The 22,591-nt window shown below is 61.4% G+C and carries 17 protein-coding genes and 1 riboswitch; of the genes, 1 reads left to right on the top strand and 16 read right to left on the bottom strand.

Annotated features, from left to right (window positions below; translation table 11 throughout):
- Positions 1–4: 4 nt before the first annotated feature.
- The 10 genes from BUA26_RS05455 to BUA26_RS05410 all read right to left on the bottom strand — a co-directional run bounded on the left by BUA26_RS05455 (position 5) and on the right by BUA26_RS05410 (position 14,427).
- Positions 5–1,879: an ATP-binding cassette domain-containing protein gene (locus tag BUA26_RS05455; RefSeq protein WP_072758540.1), complete on the bottom strand. Its 1,875-nt coding sequence runs from the start codon at positions 1,877–1,879 to the stop codon at positions 5–7.
- A gap of 111 nt (positions 1,880–1,990) precedes the next feature.
- Positions 1,991–3,190, bottom strand: a complete 1,200-nt coding sequence (gene metK / locus BUA26_RS05450) for a methionine adenosyltransferase (RefSeq protein ID WP_072758538.1) — start codon at positions 3,188–3,190, stop codon at positions 1,991–1,993.
- Positions 3,191–3,493: 303 nt separating this feature from the next.
- Complete coding sequence (gene metE / locus BUA26_RS05445) at positions 3,494–5,785, bottom strand: 5-methyltetrahydropteroyltriglutamate--homocysteine S-methyltransferase (RefSeq protein WP_072758536.1); 2,292 nt, start codon at positions 5,783–5,785, stop codon at positions 3,494–3,496.
- A 195-nt stretch (positions 5,786–5,980) separates the two neighbouring features.
- Positions 5,981–6,191, bottom strand: a riboswitch (cobalamin riboswitch).
- A 118-nt stretch (positions 6,192–6,309) separates the two neighbouring features.
- Positions 6,310–7,296, bottom strand: coding sequence for a tRNA dihydrouridine synthase DusB (gene dusB, locus BUA26_RS05440; protein WP_072758534.1), 987 nt, complete (start codon positions 7,294–7,296; stop codon positions 6,310–6,312).
- 66 nt (positions 7,297–7,362) lie between these two features.
- Positions 7,363–8,634 carry a nucleoside permease gene (locus BUA26_RS05435; protein ID WP_072758532.1) on the bottom strand — a complete coding sequence of 424 codons (1,272 nt, stop codon included), beginning with the start codon at positions 8,632–8,634 and terminating at the stop codon, positions 7,363–7,365.
- A gap of 120 nt (positions 8,635–8,754) precedes the next feature.
- Positions 8,755–9,351 (bottom strand): uracil-DNA glycosylase family protein, encoded by a 597-nt coding sequence (locus BUA26_RS05430; RefSeq protein WP_178368540.1) that lies wholly within the window; start codon positions 9,349–9,351, stop codon positions 8,755–8,757.
- Entirely contained in the window at positions 9,351–10,778 is a 1,428-nt protein-coding gene (locus BUA26_RS05425) for an FAD-binding oxidoreductase (protein ID WP_072758531.1), read from the bottom strand. The genes BUA26_RS05430 and BUA26_RS05425 overlap by 1 nt, the downstream gene beginning before the upstream one ends.
- Before the next feature lie 55 nt (positions 10,779–10,833).
- Positions 10,834–12,510, bottom strand: coding sequence for a type IV secretory system conjugative DNA transfer family protein (locus tag BUA26_RS05420; protein ID WP_072758529.1), 1,677 nt, complete (start codon positions 12,508–12,510; stop codon positions 10,834–10,836).
- Between the two features lie 202 nt (positions 12,511–12,712).
- Complete coding sequence (locus BUA26_RS05415) at positions 12,713–13,993, bottom strand: XVIPCD domain-containing protein (protein ID WP_083572881.1); 1,281 nt, start codon at positions 13,991–13,993, stop codon at positions 12,713–12,715.
- 41 nt (positions 13,994–14,034) lie between these two features.
- Complete coding sequence (locus BUA26_RS05410; RefSeq protein ID WP_072758525.1) at positions 14,035–14,427, bottom strand: hypothetical protein; 393 nt, start codon at positions 14,425–14,427, stop codon at positions 14,035–14,037.
- Between BUA26_RS05410 and BUA26_RS05405 the strand changes: the two genes are divergently transcribed.
- Entirely contained in the window at positions 14,426–14,722 is a 297-nt protein-coding gene (locus tag BUA26_RS05405; protein ID WP_072758523.1) for a hypothetical protein, read from the top strand. The two genes, BUA26_RS05410 and BUA26_RS05405, sit on opposite strands and share 2 nt — an antisense overlap.
- A gap of 84 nt (positions 14,723–14,806) precedes the next feature.
- On the opposite strand, the gene BUA26_RS05400 is transcribed toward BUA26_RS05405, so the two are convergent.
- The 6 genes from BUA26_RS05400 to BUA26_RS05370 form a co-directional block, all read right to left on the bottom strand.
- Entirely contained in the window at positions 14,807–16,519 is a 1,713-nt protein-coding gene (locus BUA26_RS05400) for an XVIPCD domain-containing protein (RefSeq protein WP_143154183.1), read from the bottom strand.
- Positions 16,516–17,127, bottom strand: coding sequence for a hypothetical protein (locus tag BUA26_RS05395; protein WP_143154182.1), 612 nt, complete (start codon positions 17,125–17,127; stop codon positions 16,516–16,518). Before BUA26_RS05395 ends, BUA26_RS05400 begins: the two co-directional genes overlap by 4 nt.
- A gap of 71 nt (positions 17,128–17,198) precedes the next feature.
- Positions 17,199–17,522, bottom strand: coding sequence for a hypothetical protein (locus BUA26_RS05390; protein WP_072758517.1), 324 nt, complete (start codon positions 17,520–17,522; stop codon positions 17,199–17,201).
- Between the two features lie 576 nt (positions 17,523–18,098).
- Positions 18,099–19,181: a TrbL/VirB6 family protein gene (locus BUA26_RS05380; protein WP_072758513.1), complete on the bottom strand. Its 1,083-nt coding sequence runs from the start codon at positions 19,179–19,181 to the stop codon at positions 18,099–18,101.
- A gap of 66 nt (positions 19,182–19,247) precedes the next feature.
- Positions 19,248–20,033, bottom strand: a complete 786-nt coding sequence (locus tag BUA26_RS05375) for a TrbJ/VirB5 family protein (protein ID WP_143154181.1) — start codon at positions 20,031–20,033, stop codon at positions 19,248–19,250.
- A 39-nt stretch (positions 20,034–20,072) separates the two neighbouring features.
- Positions 20,073–22,553 carry a VirB4 family type IV secretion/conjugal transfer ATPase gene (locus BUA26_RS05370; protein WP_072758509.1) on the bottom strand — a complete coding sequence of 827 codons (2,481 nt, stop codon included), beginning with the start codon at positions 22,551–22,553 and terminating at the stop codon, positions 20,073–20,075.
- Positions 22,554–22,591: the final 38 nt, after the last annotated feature.

Below are 22,591 nucleotides of genomic sequence, written 5' to 3'. Positions count from 1 at the left end.
AGTCTCAGCTGTCCAACTCGGTCCAGCGCGCATATGCGGCGTCGAGCTCTGCCTGCAGCGCCACTAGTGCCTCGTTCGCCTTGACGATGGCGGCGCTATCCTGCTGAAAGAAGGCCGGTTCGTTCATTGCCGCGCTGCGGCTGCCGATCTCGCCTTCCAGTTGCTCGATGCGTTTCGGCAGCTGTTCCAGTTCGTGCTGCTCCTTGAAGCTGCGCTTGCGCTTGGATTCCACCGGTGCAGCGGCAACCGCAGGGGCGGAGGCCGCGGGTTTGGCCACTGCCGCGCTGCGTGCGCCGGGCCGCTGCCGCAGCCAGTCGGTATAGCCGCCCACGTACTCGCCGATCTGGCCTTCGCCTTCCAGCACCAGCGTGCTGGACACCACGTTGTCGAGGAACGCGCGATCGTGCGAGACCAGCAGCAAGGTGCCCTGGTAGTCGGTCAGCAGTTCTTCCAGCAGTTCCAGCGTTTCGACGTCCAGATCGTTAGTCGGCTCATCCATTACCAGCAGGTTGGACGGCTGCGCGAACAGCTTGGCCAGCAGCAGGCGATTGCGCTCGCCGCCGGAAAGCCGGGTGATCGGTGAGCGGGCACGCTCGGGCGAGAACAGGAAATCCTGCAGATAGCCGATGATGTGCTTGCGCTGACCGTTGAGCTCGATGAACTCGCGGCCTTCGGCTACGTTGTCCAGCGCATTCAACTTGTCATTGAGCTGCAGGCGGTGCTGGTCGAAGTAGGCGATCTGCAGGCTGGTACCCAGCGTCGCTTCGCCGCGCTGCGGCTTCAGCTCGCCAAGCATGATTTTCAGCAAGGTGCTCTTGCCGGCGCCGTTCGGGCCGATGATGCCGATGCGATCGCCGCGCATGATCGTGGTGGACAGGTCGTCGATCAGCACGCGGCCGCCGTAGGCCTGATGCACGTGCTCCAGATCGATCACCTTCTTGCCGGACGATTGTGCGGTGGCCAGCGCCATCTTCGCGTTGCCGGTGAGGTTGCGCCGCTCGGCGCGCTCGTTGCGCAACGCTTTCAGCGCCCGTACGCGGCCCTCGTTGCGGGTGCGCCGAGCCTTGATGCCCTGGCGGATCCACACTTCCTCCTGCGCCAGCTTCTTGTCGAACAGTGCGTTCGCCTGCGACTCGGCGTGCAGGCGTTCCTCGCGGCGGCGCAGGTAGTTGTCGTAGTCGCCGGGCCAGTCGGTCAGAGCGCCGCGGTCGATCTCGACGATGCGCGTCGCCAGTGCGCGCAGGAAGCTGCGGTCATGGGTGACGAAGATGATGCTGCCGGCGAACTGCTTGAGGAAGCTTTCCAGCCAACCGATCGCCTCGATGTCCAGGTGATTGGTCGGCTCGTCCAGCAGCAGTACGTCCGGCTTGCGCACCAGCGCCTGCGCCAGCAGCACGCGCCGCTTCATGCCGCCGGACAGCGCAGCGAAGTCGGTGTCGCCGGGCAGCTCCAGCTGGGTCAGCACTTCGGTTACCCGGCGATCGAGATCCCAGCCGTGCTGCGCCTCGATCTGATGCTGCACCTCGCCCAGCGCATCGAAATCGGCCTGCGTGTGCAGTTCATGCAGCAAGTGGTGATAACGCGCCAGCAGATGGCCGAGATCACCCAGCCCTTCGGCGACCACGTCGAACACGCTGCCGGCGGTGCCCTGGGGCACTTCCTGCGCCATGCGCGCGATCACCACGCCGTTCTGTACGCGCACTTCGCCATCGTCGGCATGCAGCTCGCCGGCGATCAGCTTCATCAAGGTGGATTTGCCTTCGCCGTTGCGACCGACGATGCACACCCGCTCGTTCGCCTCGATCGACAGATCGACGTGTTCGAGCAGGAGCGGGCCGCCGATACTGAAGTCGACGCGTTGCAATTGGATAAGAGACATCCGCCCATTGTAGCCGGTGCTGCGGTCACACCCATGACGGATGCCTGCGCGCGATGAAAAAAAAACGGGCCGCACAAGGCGGCCCGTTCGTTTTCAGCGTGCGGTGTCGGCTTACTTCAGCCCGGCATCCTTGCGCAGCGCCTCGGCGCGATCGGTCTGCTCCCACGAGAACGTGGTGTAGGTGTTGCCGTTGGCGTCCTTGACCTTCTGCGGGGTGCGGCCGAAGTGGCCGTAGCTGGCGGTCTGCTGGTACATCGGGTGGATCAGGTCGAGCATCTTGAGGATGCCGTACGGGCGCAGGTCGAAGTGCTTGCGGATCAGCTTCTCGATCTTCTCGTCGCTGATCTTGCCGGTGCCGAACGTGGTCACCGAAATCGAGGTGGGATGCGCCACGCCGATCGCATAGCTCACCTGCACCTCGCAGCGGTCGGCAATGCCGGCGGCCACGATGTTCTTGGCCACGTAACGCGCGGCGTAGGCGGCCGAACGGTCGACCTTGGACGGATCCTTGCCGGAGAACGCGCCGCCACCGTGACGGGCCCAGCCGCCGTAGGTGTCGACGATGATCTTGCGGCCGGTCAGGCCGCAGTCGCCCACCGGGCCGCCGATGACGAACTTGCCGGTCGGATTGATGTGGAACTTGGTGCCCTTGTGCAGCCACTTCGCGGGCAGCACCGGCTTGAGGATGTACTCGCGCACGGCCTCGATCAGGTCTTTCTGCTTGATGTCCGGATCATGCTGGGTCGACAGCACCACGGCATCGATCGCGGTGGCGACACCGTGCTCGTAGCGCAAGGTGACCTGGCTCTTGGCGTCCGGGCGCAGCCACGGCAGCGGCGAGTTCTTCTTCTTGCGCACCTTCGCCTGCTGCTCGACCAAACGGTGCGAGTAGTAGATCGCCGCCGGCATCATGTCCTTCGTCTCGTTCGTCGCGTAGCCGAACATCAGGCCCTGGTCGCCGGCACCCTGGTCTTCCGGGTTCTTGCGGTCCACGCCCTGGTTGATGTCCGGCGACTGCTTGCCGATCAGGTTCAGCACGCCGCAGGTCTCGCCGTCGAAGCCGACTTCGCTGGAGTCGTAGCCGATGTCGACGATGACCTTGCGGGTCAGCGCCTCCAGGTCGATCCACGCGCTGGTGGTGACTTCGCCGGCGACGATCGCCACGCCGGTCTTGACCATCGTCTCGCAGGCGACGCGGGCGCGCGGGTCCTGCGCGAGGATCGCATCGAGCACGGCATCGGAGATCTGATCGGCGACTTTGTCCGGATGGCCTTCGGAGACCGATTCGGAGGTGAACAGGTAGTTGGACATCGCGGTATATATCCTTTCGTGCGGATAAAGAGATAAAGAAGCCCGGCATATTACATCGACACGTCCGGTTTTGCAGCCCGATGTCGTTCAGCCTGCCACGGAGTTAGCCGGGTGTTCAGTCGTTTGGACGTCTGTTCAGCTTTCGTCGCCTTGATGCGGCGCGGCCCGGCGCCCGATGTCGCCTGATAACGACGGGCAGCCAAGAGCCCGCATCGGCCGGATTATTCTGGCACGCGGTCGGATGTCAGGGGCAATCGTCGATCCCCGCCCTCGTCGGCGACAGGCGGGGTCGACTCCGCGAACTCAGGCCGTCAGTTCCAGTTCCTTGCGCAGCTGCCGCGCGCTGGCGACCATGTGCTGCAACGCCAGTTCGACCTCTGGCCAGCCGCGGGTTTTCAGGCCGCAGTCGGGGTTGATCCACAGCTGTTCCGGCTGCAGCACGTCGAGTGCCTTGCGCAGCAGGTCGAGCATTTCCGCCGTGTCGGGTACGCGGGGAGAGTGGATGTCGTAGACGCCGGGGCCGATGCCATTGGGGTAGCGGAAGCGCACGAATGCGTCGAGCAATTCCATTCGCGAGCGGCTGGTTTCGATCGAGATCACGTCGGCGTCCATCGCCGCCACCGCCTCGATGATGTCGTTGAACTCCGAGTAGCACATGTGGGTGTGGATCTGCGTGGCATCGCGCACGCCGCCGGCGGTGATGCGGAAGCACTCCACCGCCCATGCCAGATAGACCGGCCAGTCGGATCGACGTAGCGGCAGACCTTCGCGCAACGCAGGCTCGTCAATCTGGATCACGTCGATGCCGGCCGCCTCCAGGTCATGCACTTCATCGCGCAAGGCCAGAGCAATTTGCCGGCAGACCGTTTCGCGCGGCAGATCATCGCGCACGAACGACCATTGCAGCATCGTCACCGGCCCGGTCAGCATGCCTTTCATCGGCTTGTCGGTGAGCGATTGCGCATAGCTCGACCAGTGCACGGTCATCGCGGCGCGGCGGGCGATGTCGCCATAGATCACCGGTGGTTTCACGCAGCGTGAGCCGTAGCTTTGTACCCAGCCGAGCTGGGTGAACAGATAGCCGTCCAACTGCTCGCCGAAATACTCGACCATGTCGTTGCGCTCGGGCTCGCCGTGAACCAATACGTCCAGGCCGATGTGCTCCTGGAAACGTACGACGCGCTCGACCTCCGCTTTCAGCAGATTGTCGTAGGCGGCATCGTCGAGCTTGCCGGCGCGGTGTGCGGCGCGTGCCTTGCGCAGCTCGTCGGTTTGCGGGAACGAGCCGATCGTGGTCGTCGGCAGCGGCGGCAGCGTCAGGGTTTCGGCCTGGGTCACCCGACGTATCGGGTAAGCGGACCGGCGCAAGGTGGCCTGCGGGCTGAGTGTGCGCAAACGGTTGCGTACGTCGATGTCGACCACGCCGGGCGCATGCGCCTGCATGTCCAGCAGAGCTTGTTGCGCGGCGAGCGCGGCATGGGCTTCTGGCAGGCCGGTGAGCGCATCGGCGTAGACGCGCAGCTCCTCGATCTTCTGCCGCGCAAACGCCATCGGTGCACAGCGCTTCGGGTCGAGTGCGGTCTCCGCCCCGAGATCGATCGGTACGTGCAACAGCGAGCACGACGGCGCCAGCCACAGGCGTTCGTCGCCGATGCGCGCTTGTGCCCTGCGCAGCAACGGCAGCACGCGTTCGGGCCGGCTGCGCCAGATATTGCGGCCATCGACCATGCCGGCGCTAAGGATGAAGTGGGTCGGCAGCGTATCCAGCACGGCATCGAGTTGCTCCGGAGCGCGGACCAGGTCGACATGCAGTCCGTCCACCGGCAGCGAGGCGGCCAGTGCCAGGTTGTCGCCGAGCGCACCAAAGTAGCTGGCCAGCAGCCGGCGTGGCGAGCGCGCCGTGGCGAGCGCCGCGTAGGCATGGCGATACGCGGAACGATCGTCATCGTCCAGATCCAGCACCAGACAGGGCTCATCCAGCTGCACCCAATCGGCGCCGGCATCGGCCAGTTGTCCTAGCAGCTCGATGTAAGGCTTCAGCAAGGCATTGAGCAGCGCCAGTCGGTCGCTGCCATCCACCGTCTTGGACAGCAGCAGGAACGACACCGGGCCCAGCAGCACCGGGCGCGCCCGGAGACCTTGTTCACGCGCTTCGAGGAAATCGGCCAGTGGTTTGTTGCTGCGGAGCGCGAAACGCTGGCCGGCTTCCAGTTCCGGTACCAGGTAGTGGTAGTTGGTGTCGAACCATTTGGTCATCTCCAGCGCATGCAGATCGTGACCGTCGCGTTTGTGGCCGCGGGCCATCGCGAAATAGCCGTCCAGTTCGCTGGCGGCAAACACCGGCCGATAGCGCGATGGAATCGCGTCGAACAGCACAGCCGTATCGAGCACGTGGTCGTACAGGCTGAAATCGTTGCACGGCACGACGTCGGCGCCGGCCTCCGTCGCCAGTTTCCAGTGCCGTTTGCGCAGCATGCGGGCGGTGTCGAGCAAGGTTTCGGCGCTGCTGTCGCCGCGCCAGCGGGATTCGAGCGCTCGCTTGAGTTCGCGCTTGAGGCCGATGCGTGGGAAGCCTGAGTAGGTAACGAGTGACATGGAAATTCCTCTTGCATGTTGGGCAAAGAGGAACGAAGGATGGCCAGCCTTGTCGCTGTGCCGTTGACCTTCGCCCCCGCGGGCGAGCCGGTGTCGACGCGGGAGAACGCAAAGCCATCGCCACGGCCATGAAGGCGGCAGCGCATAGGCTCCGGTGTTCCCCCGCGGAAACGCCAGGTCGGGCAGAAGCGCATTCGTGCGCTTCAGGCTGAGGCAGGTATTCGGGCTCGTGGACGTGTTGCATGGCCTACTGTTCGTCGCTTCCCGGACGTGTTGCGTCCAGTGCCTGTGACGGAGGTCGTTTCCACATACCGCTGCGGGGCAGCGCCGGATTCGCACCGGCTTCCCTTGAGGTCGCCTCCCTCATTCGCATAGAGAGACGACTACCATCAGCGCGTCGCAAGTTAGACGTATGGACGTCCAAAGTCAAACGAAGACAGTCTTCTGTAGGGGCGACTTCAGTCGCGATGCTTTTGGCAGGTCGAAGAGCTATCGCGGCTGAAGCCGCCCCCACGGGTGGACGATCAGGCGGCCAGGCGCTCGCCGGCCGCGAGTGCGGCGAAGTAATCGCGGGTCAGGCGCAGCTGCTCGGTGGCTGTCTCGGCGCGGTTGACCACTTGCCGGAACGCCGCGTTCTCAGGGCGATCCTTTGCGTACCAGCCCAGATGCTTGCGCGCGATGCGCACGCCGGCCTGCTCGCCGTAGAACGCGTAGAGCTGTTCGAGGTGGCCGAGCAGGATCGCGGCGACTTCGGCGGGCTCCGGTTCGGGCAGCAATTCGCCGGTGGCCAGGAAGTGCACGATCTCACGGAAGATCCATGGCCGCCCCTGCGCGCCGCGGCCGATCATCAACGCATCGGCGCCGGTAACGTCGAGCACATGTCGCGCCTGCCGCGGTGTATCGACGTCGCCGTTGGCCAGCACCGGAATGCGCACCGCGGCTTTCACCGCGGCGATAGTGTCGTATTCGGCGTTGCCTTCGTACTTGTCGGCGCGGGTGCGCCCGTGCACGGCGAGCGCGGCGATGCCGCAGTCCTCGGCGATGCGCGCGATGTTCAACGCATTGCGGTTGTCGCGGTTCCAGCCGGTGCGGATCTTCAACGTTACCGGTACATCGACCGCGTCGACCACCGCTTTGACGATGCGCGCGACCAGCGGTTCGTCCTGCAGTAGTGCGGAGCCGGACCACACATTGCACACCTTCTTGGCCGGACAGCCCATGTTGATGTCGATGATCTGCGCGCCATTGGCAACGTTGAAACGCGCCGCTTCGGCCAGCATCGCCGGGTCATAGCCGGCGATCTGCACGCTGACCGGCTCAGGTTCTCCGTCGTGATCCATCCGCTGCAGCGACTTGCGCGTATGCCATAGCCGCGGGTCGGCGTTGGTCATTTCAGACACGGCCAGGCCCGCACCCAGCCGCTTGCACAGCAGGCGGAACGGCTTGTCGGTAACGCCCGCCATCGGGGCGAGCACTACCGCCGGGTCGATCAGGTAAGGGCCGATGCGCATCCAGCCATTGTAACTGCAGACCCTGTGCGGCGATGGATTGCCAGCCCGCTGCCGTCTCGAGCAGCCTCAGACCCGATGCAGACTGTCCGCAGTGGCAGTCGTGGCGCCACGCACATGCTCGTGCTTGAAGAGGATCACGAACAGCACGGCCACCACTAGCGAATACGACGCGAACGTGGTCCAGATGCCGTGCCAATCCTTGCTGCCATCGGCGTGGGTGAACCAGAGGTCGATGATCACACCGCTGATCGAGCTGCCCAGGATCGCGCCGATGCCGTTCGTCATCAGCATGAACAGGCCTTGCGCGCTGGCGCGGATCGCCGGGTCGCTCTGCTCCTCGACGAACAGCGAGCCGGAGATATTGAAGAAGTCGAACGCCATGCCGTACACGATGCACGACATTACGATCATCCACAGGCCAGGCCCCGGGTTGCCGTAGGCGAACAGGCCGAAGCGCAGCACCCAGGCCAGCATGCTGATCAGCATCACGGTCTTGATGCCGAAGCGCTTGAAGAAGAACGGAATCGCCAGGATGAACAAGGTCTCGGAAACCTGCGATATCGACATGATGATCGCCGGGTAGCGCACCGCGATCATGCCTTTGTACGCGTCGACGTTGGCGAAGTCGTGCAGGAAAGTGTCGCCGTAGGCGTTAGTCAGTTGCAGCGCCGCGCCCAGCAGCATCGCGAACACGAAGAAGATCGCCATCTTGCCGTTCTTGAACAACGCGAACGAGGTCAGGCCCAGCGTATCCAGCCACGACGTGTGCGCCTGACCGCGCAGGCGCGGCGGGCACTTCGGAAGGGTGAATGCATACAGTCCGAGCAGCAGCGCCGCGCCGGAGGCGACGTAGAACTGGCCGCCCGAGGTTTCGAGGTGCAGCAGGCTCACCGTCCACATCGCCGCAATGAAACCGACCGTACCCCACACACGGATCGGCGGGAACACCAGCACCACGTCCGCGCCATCGGTCTTCAACGCGTTGTAGGCCACCGCGATCGCCAGCGAGATCGTCGGCATGTAGCACATCATGTTGAGCAGCATCACCCAGAACAGCGTGGTCGGGTTATCGATGCTGGGCACGATGAATAGCACCACGGCACCACCGATGTGCAGCAGGCCGTAGAGCTTCTCCGCGTTGAGCCACTTGTCCGCGATCACGCCCATCAGCGACGGCATGAACAGCGAGGCGATGCCCATGGTCGAGAAGATCGCGCCGAACTGTGCGCCCGACCAGTGCCGATATTGGAACCAGTACGCGCCGATGGTGATCAGCCAGGCGCCCCACACGAAAAATTGCATGAAGTTCATCGCCACAAGGCGGAGCTTGATGCTCATCGGCCGATATCCCGCATAGTGAAGTTCCCCTGGCAAGGCCGAGGGAACACCCCGTGGCCATGAAGCCCTCGCAGGTTAGATGAATCGGCGCCCGACCGGCAAGGCGCGTTGCACGCGGGCTCAGCCGGCATCGTTCACCACCGCAGCCACGCGGTCACGAAGCACGGGCAACAGCTCCGTCCCGAACCACGGATTGCGTACCAGCCACAGCCGGTTGCGTGGACTCGGATGCGGCAGCGGCAGGCAGCCATGCACGAGATGGTCGCGCCACGCCTGCACGGTATCGGTGAGGCGGGTGCCGCCCGGCAGGCCGAACACACCAGTCTGCGCGTATTGCCCGATCGCCAGGGTCAGCCGCACCTGCGTCAACAGCGGCAACAGGCGCGGATGCCAGGTCGGCGCGCACTCCGGCCGTGGCGGCAGATCGCCACCGCGGCCAGTGCCGGGAAAACAGAAACCCATCGGCACGATCGCCACGCGGCTGGCGTCGTAGAACGTATCGCGTTCGATGCCCAGCCACTCGCGCAACCGCTGGCCACTGACATCGTTGAACGGGATGCCGGTGTCGTGCACCTTGCGTCCCGGCGCCTGGCTGACGATCAACAACCGCGAGGTGGCCGACGCCTGCAACACTGGCCGCGGTCCCAGCGATAGATGTGCCTCGCACAGTCGGCACGCGCGAATTTCGCAGAGCGTCTTGTCCAAGCGGTTGGCCATCAGAAATTCCGGCCGCTACGCTCACTGGTTTCCACTGCGGCCATCGCGCCAGCCACATCCGGCAACAGCTTGCCGGGATTGAGGATGCCGTCCGGATCGAACGCCGTCTTGATGTTGCGCATCAACGCCAGCGTGGACGCTTCCAGCGCCAGCGGCATGAACTCGCGCTTGACCATCCCGATGCCGTGCTCGCCCGAGAGCGTGCCTTCGAGCGAGATCACCAGCGCGAACACGTCGGCGAGGCAGGCATGCGCGCGAGTGCGTTCGGCCTCGTCGCGCGGCAGCAAGTTCACATGCAGGTTGCCATTGCCGGCGTGGCCGAAAGTGACGATCAGCACATCGTGTTTCGCCGACAGCTGCTTGATGCCATCGACCAGTGCTGGCAGATGACTGACCGGCACCACCACGTCCTCGTTGATTTTGTTCGGCGAGATCGTGCGTTGCGCCGGCGACAGCGCCTTGCGCGCCGCCCACAGTGCGCGGGTTTCTTCGGCGCTCTGCGCCACCCGCAGTTCTTCCAGCCCATCGCCGCGTGCGGCAGCAGCCACCGCATCGACCACGCTGTCCAGCGTAGCCGGTTCGCCATCGACTTCGATCATCAGCATCGCGCCGGCCAGCGGCACGCTGTCGCCGCCGTGCTCGTGTGCCAGTTTCAGCGCCACGTCGTCGATAAACTCCAGCGCGCAGGGCGTCACGGGCTGCGCCATGATTCGCGCTACCGCACGCGCGGCGCTGCCGACGTCGCGATAGGTCGCGCGCAGCGTGCGCAACGCCGAGGGTTTCGGCGTGAGTTTCAAGGTGGCCTCGGTGATCAGCGCCAGTGTTCCCTCCGAGCCGATCAGCAACCGAGTCAGGTCGTAGCCGGTGGCGCCCTTACTGGTATAGGTCCCGCAGCGAAAGCCTTCCCCATTGCCGGCTACCGCACGCAGGCCAAGCGTGTTCTCGCGCGGGCTGCCGTATTTCACCGTGCGCGGCCCGGCCGAGTTGCAAGCCAGGTTGCCGCCGATGCTGCACCACGGTGCCGAGGTGGGATCGGGTGGCCAGAAGAACCCGAGCGGCAGCAACGCCTGTTGCAGATCGCCATTCAACACACCCGGCTCGACCACCACCAGACGATTGTCCGGATCGATCCGCAGAATCCGGTTCATCCGCTCGAAGCTCACCACCACGCCACCGTTGATCGGCACGCTGGCGCCGGTGGTATTGCTGCCGCGTCCGCGCGCGATCACCGGCACTTTGTACATGCAGCAAGCCCGCACCAACGCTTCTACCTGCGCGTGCTGGACGGGAAACACCACGGCATCCGGCAGCGCATGCAGACGCGAGTTGTCATAAGAGTAGGCGATGCGTTCCGCCTCCCCAGTGGCTAGCGCCTCGGCGGGGAAGGTGGCACGAAGACTGTCGAGCAGGGCGGAGGGTAGCGTCATCCGGCAAGTCTAGCGCTGTTGCACAGGACAACAGGGTCCGGACTGGTACCTGCAATCACACGACAAGCCTGGGAATCTCGGTTTTCGGCAGCAAGCGAGCTGTGAAGTACTTGTCCTGGTAGTAGCGAATCTTCTCGCACATCACCGGATGCGGGATGCCTTCATACAGGAAGACCTCCTTTTCACTTCCCATCGCCTTCAACTCCTGGGGAAGCATCAGGGCGCGCCGCTCTTCCGAATGGCTACGGGAAACTTCGCGGCCGCGCGTGATGTTCTCTTTGCGCACGGTGGTGTAGCCGAGCATGTCCGAGTAATCGTTGGCGTCCTGTTGTTCGCGTGGTGCAAATACGATTTGCAGCGCGTGGTTGGTGATCAGTGTGCGCGAAACGTCTTTTCCGTACGTGGCGTCGAGCTGTGACATGCTCTGAATGACCGGCAGCAGGCGCATGTTGTAGCCGGCCATGTACGACACCGCCGAGGCAATGATTTCCACCTTGCCGATCGATGTGAACTCGTCCATCAGCAGAAGGCATTGGTGCTTCAGTGCCGGATTGCTCTGTGGCAACTCTTTGGTGTTCAAGTTGATCAGCTGGCTGAAAAAAAGATTCACGATCAATCGGCTCTCCGCCAGCTTGTTGGGCTGGATGCCGATGTAGATCGTCATCTTCTTTTTGCGCACATCGGTCAGTAGGAAATCGTCCTCGCTGGTTGCGGCATCCAATACCGGATTGATCCAGGCGTTCAACGGCTCCTTGAACGTGCCAAGGATCGAGGCGAAGGTCTCGTTCGCCTGCGATAGCAGGTTGGCAAAGGCGGCCTGTGCGTTGCCGTCGAGGAATGTCTGCTGCGCCAGCAGTTGATAGAGCTGCCTCAGGTCCGAGCCATCGCCGGAAGAAAGTCGATAGACGGCGCCCAGCGTCGGCTTGTTCCGCAACTGCAGTGGGATGCCGTTTTTTTCGTCGTCGTCCCATTTTCCAAACAGGAACAACGTGAAAGCCATGAACGCGTTGCGCGCCTGACTGACCCAGAATTTCTGCTCATCCGAACCATCCGGGTAAAGCATCGCCGCGATGCTCATCAAATCCGAAACGCGGAAGGCGGGATCCTGCGATACGTAGCTGAGCGGGTTCCAGCGGTGGGTGTGTCGATTTTCCGCGAATGGATTGAACAGATAGACCTCCTGCCCCTGGCTCGCGCGCCAGCCACTGGTCAGCTCGTAGTTCTCCTGTTTGATATCGAGAACCACCACCGATTCCCGGTATTCCAGCAAGTTCGGAATGACGACGCCGACACCTTTACCGGAACGCGTTGGTGCCGCCAGTATCACGAACTGCTGTCCGCTCAGTCTGACCAGATCGCCCTTGAACTTTCCGACCAGGATGCCATTGGCCGATGGCTTGAACAGACCATGCCTGCTCAAGTCGCCGGCATGGGCGAAGCGGGCATCACCGTGAATGGACGGCTTTTTCCGCCTGGCCAGAAAGTACAGCGTCACCAGCCACAGCAGTACAGGCAGGCCGAAACCGATATAGCCCCCCGCTTTCACCCTGCCCAGATACGGTTGGACTTCAGGCAGATTCAAGGCGCGCAGGTAGCTCAAATAGGTGCCCCATTCGAGCAGGCCGGTATCCAGCCGAAGGAACAGCAGCGTCAGAAATCCGGAAAGATATTCGCCAGCCACCAGCACGATCAGGGCCAGGAACGCCGCCCAGTACCACTTGCCCTTGTTCATGAAGTTCTATCCTGCGCTACGTATTTTTAAACGTTCTTCATTGCTAGGACCGCTTCCGCACGAGCCTCCCTGCAGCGGGTATCCGCGCTTAGTGGCCTGCGCAGGGCATGTCCCGGCCGTCGCGCATTCGTGTCCGGCCTCCTCGTCGGTGCGCAGACGCATGGGTGGCAAAACGATGAACGAGCATCGAGACCGGGCTCTCTCAAGCCATGCGGGTCGGGTTCGCAGGTTGCTGTACTGCTTCCTGGTACATCGGTACGGGTGCCGGTTCGGGTTGCTTTGGCGCGACCTGTGCCAGGGCAAGGCTGCTTTGCTCGACGGTGGTGCCCACTGCCGGTTGCGTCTGCACGTTGGCGACCTGCTTGAAGAGAGACTGCGTGTCTCCCTGCACCGCGAACGTTCGCGATCCGTCGTCACTCAGCATGACGTGATCGATCCGGTTCATGCCGTCGCGCCTCGCTGCCACGACCAGGGAGGCGGCGAGATTTTCGCTGTGCTGATCCGGTGCGCGCTGCTGCTGCGCGTCCAGCAGGTGCACCCCGCGTAGCGCCTGCTGGTACAGCGCATGGTCTGGGTGTGATGCATCATTCAATCGGGGCAGCGCGGCATGCACGGGAGCGGCGAGCGCGGGCTGCCCGGTATTGGCCTGCGTGTGAGTCAGCGCCTCCAGCCGGCGCAACGTGTTCGGGCCTGCCACGCCATCCACCTTCAGATGCTGCTCGCGCTGGAATTCCTCGATCGCCTGTCTGGTTTGCGCACCGTAGTTGCCATCGACCGTCAGTGAGTGGCCCGACGCATCCCGATAGCCGTGTTGATTCAACAGCTCCTGCACATGGCGATTGCGCTGGTTCGAATTCGCGTGGGTATGGGTCTGAGTTTCGGGGGCGCCGGGCACGTAGCCGCGGGCGATCTTCTGATCCCACGCCGTCGCTGCGGTTTTTCTGTCTGCCAGGCCGTTGGTGCCGCCGTTGATATCGCGACAGGCTGCGGTGACATTTCTCTGATCGTGGTTGGCGACAACGCGCGACTCCCAGTAGTGAACGGCAATCTTCGCGGCGATCTCGCGGTTTTCGGCCAACTCCGGATGGTTGACCAGATCCAGGCCCATTTCCTTGCCGGTCTGTTCGTAGTTGGCGCGTCCGGTCAGCTGGACGAAGCCGCGGCCGTGATATTTCCAGCCATCGCCCGGCTCGGTGTTGCCGAGGTTCATCTTGCCCCACCGACCGCCATAGATTTCGTTGGCGATGGCCTCGGGGCCACCTGATGCGATCTGGTTGGCCTCCTTGAGATTATTCATGCCATTGCGACCGGGGAACACCGCCAGCAGGCGTTCGCCCGAGTAGCGAAGGTTCTCGTTCATGCTCGCAAAACCACCGGACTCGACCTGCATCTGTCCCATGAAATTGCCAAGTTCCTGGGGGTCTCGGATGCCGCTTGTCATAGCTACCTGCATCAGGTAATCGGCATTGTCTTTGGATGACATGATCTGGTTTCCTCAGTCAAAGTCTGTGACAGATGGGTCGATCAGCGCACGCCCGGCAGGCCGTGTGTTGCGAGCGGAGAATCGCTTTTCCATTTGAGAGTTGCGTCGATGACGCCATCGTCCTGGGATTCGACGATCTTGGACGACTGGCACTGCATCTTCTTCGCGGCCCCGGCCTCGCCCGAGCGCTGCACGATGACTCCGCCATCGTGGAAACCGGTTCCGGCAATCGAGTAGACAATATATTTGTATCCATCTTTGACGAACGAATAAGCAGTTCCTCCCGAGGCTCCTCCGTAGACCAGGTGAGATCTCATGAACACGCCGTCCGACGATTGATCCTTGGCGGGGTAGACAAGCTCCGGTGCGGAGGGTCGTCCATAGGCGTAGTAGAAACGTCCGTGCCCCTGGCTTGCGTCGCCGGACGCGCACATGGACACGACCTTTTTGCCGTTACCGAGCGGGCAGGAGAAAACCACCTTGTCCGTCGAAGCACACAAGGTATTGGCTGAGTCCGCTGCAAACGATGGCAGCGAGCACATGCCAAGAAGAGTGGCGAATAGAGCGCTTGTGCAGTTTGGCTTCATGGGGTTGCTTTCCGGGTTCGGCTTCTATGGTCAGGCGTTCGAATGGAATGTCGGCGACAGAACGGGCATCTTTGACCTAAGGTCTCATACGCACCACTCGCCATTCGTCGACCGCTTCTCGTACTGCGTTTTTTTCGAATGACAGGAGTGCATGCGCCTCGTTGATGGGTGCAGCGAGTCCGCACTCGACCGTTCGGTTCACGAAAAAACTCCACAGCGCGGTCAGCTACGAGCCCATCGCAGGTTGGGATGGTTGTTGAGTTCGCTGCTCCTGCGTCATCTGTAGTGCGTGAGCCGGATCCGACTGCTTCTGTTGCATGGAGTGCCACGCTGCACTGCTTTGTTCGATGGACGTGTTGCTGGCTTGTGCCGTTTCCACGTGGGTGATCTGCTTGAACGACGAGTTCAGCTCGCCCTGCACGGCAAAGGTCCGTGCCGCGTCATTGCTGAGCACGACGTGGTTGACTGCCTGCATGCCATCACGCCGCGCGGCCACCACCAGGGAGGCAGCGAGGTTGTCGCTGTGCTGATCGGGCGTTCGATGGTGTTCGGCATCCAGCCGATGCACGGCATCGCGTGTCTGCTGATAGAGCGGATGATCCGGATGCGTCGCGTGATCCAGTCGCACCGGAGCCGATAATGGTGCCGGCTTGCTATCGAACAAGGAGCCGGGATGACGCAGCGCATCGAATGCCTGCGACGCGTCGCTGGCGAGGGATTGTGCGGCATGTTCCGCGGCATGGATGCCTTGCGAAACAGCGCGCTCCGCGGCGTGCATGCCATGCGAAACGTTTTCGCCGACCGTGTGGGCGACATTCATCGCCGCGTGCTCGACGGTCTGGGCTGCCTGCTGGACGCCGTGCTCGGCCGCGCGCGCACCTTGCGCCGCTTTGTCGGCGAGATATTGCGCGCCATGTTCGATGGCATGGGCACCCTGCGATACAGCACGCTCCGTAGCGTGTGCACCCTGCAGAAGGTCGTCACGGACGGTGCGCGCAACGCTCTGGGTCGTATTCTCGACCACTCGAGCGGCATGCTGCGCTGCGCGCTCGACAGCGTGCACGCCTAGCGAGACTTCACGGGCGGCGGCATGTCCAAGCGCCATGCCACTCTCTGCCGCTGCCTTGGGTATCTCCCAATTCGCCGACAAACCGGTGCGCAAATCCATGACATCGCTGCGGTAGCGATCGATCATGCCGTGATGCGCGCGATAACGCGCTTCGCTTTCCGGACTGATGATGGACTGGCCAAGGATCTTACTGCCTGGCACAAAGTTGTCGATACCATGAGCGCCGAGGTCAATCGCCTTGAGTGGATCGCGCAGCTTCAGGATGCTCCCGTCGTCGCGATAGCCGGCGCTGCTCAACCGGTCGATATCCTGCTGCGCGGCATAGACGTGGACTTCACCGAAATGAATGCTGCCGGCGCTGACCACATCGGTGGCGCGGACATGGTCAATGACCTGGTTGCCGCCTTTGGGAATATCCTGAAGCAAGCCAGCCGCGCCATATGCGTTGAACGTTTCACCGTGCAAGCCGAACCGCGATGCAGTGATTTCGGCCAATGTGCCCCCGAGGGAATGACCGGTGACGGTGACATTGAGAGGCCGGTGATTCGCTTCTGCATCTGCTTTGGCTTCGTCGAGCACACGTCGCGTAAATGCCATGGCATCGGGCGTTTGAAGATTCATTCCGGTCAAGACCATGCCGCCATCCGTAAGGACGCCATCGCGGACAATCTGCTCGGTGCCACGATGAGCGATGACGATGTCATCGGTTCCCACGCGCTGATAGGCAACGCCCTGGTATCCAGTGACCGGATCGCTGGTCTGGTCGAGAATCTTGTAGTCGATGCCTGCGATCGAGACTATTTGACTGAGCTGATGATCTTTGTACGAATCCTGAGCCAGCAAGGCGTACGTATCAGTTGCTGTCGTCATTGGAAATCTTCCTTGGCTGACAGAGTCACCGAGAACATGTCCTGTTGCCACTCAGGTTTGAGATTCCTGTATTCGGCAGGCAATACGCCGCTTACTACCGGCGGCGCCAACTCGCCGCGGCCAACGGCCTCAAATTGCTTCTTGCTGAAATAGCGTGTTTCGGATGCCTGCTTCAGAACGCTCTCCGCAAACAGATCGGGGCTGAAATCAGCCTTCTTGACCTTTAGTGAGGCCGTGGCTGCCACAACCGCCCAGTGGCAGACGCCAAGGCCGTAATAGTCCTCGTCCTGAAGAAGATCGACATAGAGTGTGCCCTTGTAGACGTTGTCGCTGACATGAGACAACTCAAGCGGAACACTTTTCTCTGGCGGTAACGTCGCGCCGCTGACGGGAGTCAATGGCACGCAGCGATCGTTCGAAACCTTGTACTGCACAAACCCGCTGATCGAGTCGAACGGTCCCGGCGCACCCTGGATGGTCATGGTGATTTCGTAGCGCATCTTCGGATGCGGATTTTGCTTGATGTCGGGAGTTTTCATGGGGGAGCCACAGGCAGAGGTGATCAGGGTCAGAAATAGAATCAGCGAGGAGGTCAGGCGTTTTGACATGGCAGTTCGTGATCTGTTTGGTCATTGAATTCGCCGGGGCAGGCTGCCGGTGGTGAAGTAGACGCGATGCCCTATGGCACCGAACCCCATTGGGCGATGATGGCGCTCAGCACCCCGGCGTTGGTCGCGGTGGTAGCACCAGGGCAGGTCATCAGGTATGCCTTGCGCCGTGCGGCGCTGGCAGGCGGGTTGAAATAGGGACTGTAGACGGCCAAGGCGGTATGCCAGTAAGTCAGTGATGGGATGCAAGCCGGACCACCGCTGGTGCCGGCACCGGAAATTCCGGCCATGCACATGTAGACGGTGCAGGGGTCCACGCCCTGGGCGTGAATGGGAGCGATGGTCAAACATGCCGCGCCGAGAGCGACGGTGGTGAACAGGGCGCGAAGTTTCATGGCATACCTCCGTGTTTGGTTACGCGAGTTCGTGATAGCAGTGGTCCTTTGGGCTACTGAATTCGTATGGCTGGGCTGCAGGCGGCATACGTGACTTGGCAATGAGTATCGGCCGCATCGCAGACTTTCATAGCAGCTTGAGTAGCAGCCTCTATCGTAGGGCCGGCCTTTGCGTTGTGACCGGTTTTTCCACCTACCAAAGCAACACATTCATTTCCATAAGAAATCTCTATGTTGCAATTCGATCCGCCATTTGATTGGCAATTGGCGACTGCCACTTGTTCTGCTCTGCTTCTATCCGGCTGGTTAATCGAAATCCCTCCGCTTCTATTTGGAATATCGGTTGCAATCGCACCGTATCGATTGGCCCAGACGGGCGGAAGCGGTTGTAGTTGCTGAACTCCCTGTTGATTGTTGTAGTACCCCGGAGGTATGGGAACGCATGAATTGACATTCGTGCCGTTTGCGGGAATTAGTCCAGGTGGGCAGCCACCTTCGGCATGCACCCAGCCTGTCACTAATAGCAAAAGAGCAAACATCAGCCTAAGTAGGCATGTAGGATTCATTGCTAGCCTCTTACGATCGGTGACTAGTGGTCTTTGTGACATCGGCCTGAACAGTAGCTGCCCTACCTGCCATTTGGCCAAAATTAAGGCTGCTGGAAGGAGCGCTTTGTTGTGCTGCGCTGGTCTGCCGAGAATCAATATGTGGTGTCGGGAACCCACCACCGCCATATCCGCCATACGACCCAGGTGGCTGCCCTTGCGGCCCTGGTCGGCTGGCCATGCCGCCGCCAAAGGCTGAGAAGTGCATGAAATTGCCCACCGTCCCCTGAAAGAACATCGCCGCCAGCGGAGGCGAGGAGATGATCAGCACGGTCATCAGCAGGCCGACGCCGCCTTGCTGCATCGATTGACTGGTGAAGCCCTCGGCACCTAGGCCGGTGACGCTATTGATGATTGAGCTTGCCCACAGTGCTTCGGCAACCTTGTAGGTGAGCTCCAGTACCAGTGAACTGATAAAGGCCAGCACGCCCATCGAAAACAGCGTGCCGACACCGTAGAGAAGCCACTTCTGGAACAAGCCTTTGGTCTGCTCGAAGATCAGGCACATGATGAATAACGGCGCCAGCCCTATCACCAGGGCTAGCGTGATCTCGTACAGCAGCAGCATGGCAGCCGCGGCCATGGCGGGGCTGGCGGTGCCAAAGGTGGCGAAGGTCTGCGCGCGCGCCTTGCTGGCGGCGCCTTCCGTGTCGCCTGGGGGAACCTGTACGGTATCGATGGCCGACATGGCGAGTTGGGTTTCGGCGAGATTTTTATCGATGGTCTGCGCCAGCGTGGTGTCGTCACCGGTGAACAATTGATTGATGTCGGTAGTCAGCTCGGTGGTGACAAGGGTATGCAGGTTGTGGCCGACGGCTCCGACGGTGGTGGCGACGGCGACGATCACCACCACCCGCACCATGTTGGTCACCAGGCCCATCATGGATTCGCGCGACTGGCCGGTGATCAGGCGGTAGCCCTGGATCATGATCCATATGGTGACCAGAAGCAGCGCGAGAGCTGTCATCCAACTGGTCACAGCGCCCATCAGGTTGGCCCCGAAGCTGTCGATCCTGCTGTGAAGCCAATTGTAGATAAGGACGAAGTAAACCATGGTGCTCGTGATCCCAGCCGAGTGGTGAAACGCTGCATCAGGCCCGATTGCAGGCCTGTGTTTGCGTCATTTGCCGAATGCCAGCGCGAATGCCGCACCTTGCACCACATTTCCCAAGGGGCTGCCGTTCAACGCGACCTTGGCGAGAATTTGTTGCTGCTGGTTGAGCGAGCTGATGAGGGCATCATCCCCTGCTATCGAGGTTTGCCAGTCGGACATGCTTCGGGCCATGGTTGCGCTGACTGTCTCAGCTTGCGAAGTGGTATTGCTGGCGTTGCCAACATTGGTCACCTGATTGGCCAGATCGTTGAGCTGCTGCAACGTGCCGCCGTACGTGTTGAGGTCGTTGAGAATGATGACCGTCTTGTTGTACTTGTCGACTTGAAGCGTGACGATCTTGGCGCAGATCGTCTGCTGGCTCTTGGTGATGGAGTCCCCGGGACTGAAAGCGGATGCAATGGACGTCACCACACTCCCGACCACTGAGCCGCCGGATGAACCTGGACAGTTCTGAGCGATAAGGGCTGAAGGGTCGTTAATCTGCTGCAGATTGTTTGGGGTGATTGATATGTTTGTGCCGAGGCCCTGTACCTTCATGACCATCTGCTCGTATTGCTGCAGTTGTGTTTCGTACTGCTGAAGCTGCTTCGCGTACTGCATGCCCTGCTTGGTGTACTGCTCTACGGTTTGGGCCAACTGCGACTTGAAACCCTCCTGATTGGTCGAGATGGCGGCATTATCGGTGACCAAGACCTGGGCGTGGGCGGTGCCGGCAAAGATGCCGAGCAAGGAGACGGCCAGAGCGACTTGGCGCAATTGCAATTTCATCGGACGGGTGGGCAAATGAGGCATGACGCACTCCTTTTGTAATTGTGGTCGATCACACACGGACTAGCCGGCCGCCGTGCGGGCAGCACTGGAGGTGGACGGTGGTTTGGGCCTGGATTTACCGCTGCCTTTTCGATTTTCATAGAAATCGTTGAGCCACTGCTCGGGACTAAGGGCATCGACGGGTACGCCTTCGACCGCAGCTCGCTGCGACAATACGTCGTGCATGATTTCGATGTTGTCGGTGGAGGCTGAAATGACTGCCAAAGCATCGTCCATGCCGCGCAAGTTCAATTGGCATACCGCGCTGGCGTGGCCTTGCTTGACGAGGAAGCAGCGCGAGCGTTCGTCCAAACTTACAACGACTTTGTATTCGGCGTCTGTCAGCTTCAGCCCTCCGACGTAGTCCTCGCGACTGGCGTTGGGGTTGGGTAGCAGGATCATCGTGGCCGTTTGCTCGATGAGGGCGGCGGCGATGTCGCTGGCCAGGGCGTCCTCCGGGCTTTGGGTGGCGAAGATGCCGAGACCGTTCTGCTTGCGGATCGTTTTCTGCTTGTTCTTGGCGAACTCCTTGAGCCCGCCTTTGCCGTCGAGGATCTTCCAGAACTCGTCCATCACGTAGATGAGCGGGCGGCCGTCAATCAGCGCCTCCAGTTTATGCAGCAGATAGTTGATGACCGGTACACGTACTTCGGGGTTGTCGATCAGATCGGTGTAGTCGAAGCCGATGATATTGGCTTTTTCCAGATCGATGGTGTCGGCAGGGTTGTCAAAAACCCAGCCGAGCGAATTGCTGGCGGTCCACTTGCGCATGCGGATGAAAAGCCCATCGTCACCCATATTGGGCAGGCTCTTCTGGAAGTTGGTCATGGTGCGTAGATGCATGGGTGTGTCGAGCATGTTCTCGACCGCGCGAAAGATGTCTTCTTCCTCGCGCGAGCTGTAGACGCTTTTGCCCACCAGCACTTTCACCAGCTCGGCCAAAAATTGCACGTTGGCCTCGGTGCGCTCGCACTGGAACGGGTTGAAGCCGGTGGGTTTCCCGTTTTCCAGCGCAAGGTAGTTGCCGCCACAGGCACGCACAAAAATTTCCGCGCCGCGGTCCTTGTCGAAGAAGAAAATGGTGGGCGAGGGCTTCAGCTTTTGCACCTGACTGAGCAGGAAGTTGATCAGCGCGGTTTTGCCGGTACCGGACTTGCCGATGACCATCGTGTTGGCGATGGCCTTCTCGCCGAGGGAATTCTCCGCCGGGTGGGTGGCGTGGAAGTTGAAGTGATAAGCCTGACCGTTGGTGGTCTGCAACGTGGTGACGCAATCGCCCCAGGGATTGTTCTCTTTTTTGCCGGTGGCAAAGTTGTGCAGCGGTGACAGGCCCAGGAAGTTGAGCGAACTAACGTTGGCCAACCGGGTGCGGTATTTCCAGTTACCCGGAAACTGGGCGTAGAAGGCGGCCGTGACAGCCAGGTCTTCCTTGACCGAGACAAAGCCGGCGTTGGAAAGCTCCGCCCGGGTGGTCGCGATTTGTTGGGAGAGCGCCTCCTGGCTGGGTGCGTAAATGGCCATGGAGAAGTGGTATTCACCCAGCACGAAGTTGCCGGAGGCGAGCTGGTCCATCGCGTGATCGAGCTCGGCGATCTGACTGAAGGCCTTGTCGCCGGAGGAGACCATCATGCCCTTGGTACGGTCCAATGCCTTCAGTGCGTCCTGGCGACCCATGGGGCTGAAGGAGTGGGTGATGACATATTCGAAATCCAGGTACTTCAGGCCATTGAGGATGCCGGGATAGGTACCGTCGGTGTATTCCTTGATGTTGAGCATGGCGCCGAAGTGATTTTTGCCTTCGGGCGTAGTGATCACGAAATCACCCGTCTTGGCCGAGAAACGTTGTTTGCTTACCGCCAGGTAGTTGTAGACGGGTGCATTGAGCACGGGTACCGGCTCGTCGATTCGATTGAGCAAGTAGCCGTAAAGCTCCAGTGCTTCGGAAAACACCACGCCGTTGCCGGCTTCGTACATGCCTAGACGATACGGGGCGTAGTCCTTGAGCACGGCTTCCACGTTGCCGGCCAGCTCCAGCATGGTGCTTACCGCGTCGAGCTGCTGGGACTCCAGTCGGCCGACGTCGCTGGACTTTTCCGCAAAGCGTTTGCCGCTCACGATGGGCCGGTACATCATGGTCAGATAAAGCTCGTTCTGCATCAACTTCTGGGCGGACAAAGCCTCGAAATAGGTGTCCGACATCTGTTGGTTGAAACTTTGATCGAACTTGCTGTGGTCTTTCAAACGACGGCGACGGCGCACGTCGTGCACCCAGAACGCCACATTGACAAAGTCTGGTGCCCGCAGCGTTTGCAGCAGGCGGTTGAAGGTGTTGTGGCGGTGCTCGATTTCCCATTCCTCGCGACCCACGAATGGCAGTCCGCCGAGGCGCCACACCAGCAGAAAATCCCCGTCGGTAGTCTTCAGCACAGTGGGCGACACGTGCGTGGACAGCGGCAGGAATTCGGCGATGGGGGTGTCGGGTCTAAAGTTGGGTTTAGCCATGGTTCGGGTCCGAGATGATGCCCTGACCTTGCGATCAG

This window comes from Rhodanobacter sp. OK091 (assembly GCF_900142825.1).
Lineage (GTDB): Bacteria > Pseudomonadota > Gammaproteobacteria > Xanthomonadales > Rhodanobacteraceae > Rhodanobacter.
This window is presented reverse-complemented; position numbering and strand designations above follow the sequence as displayed.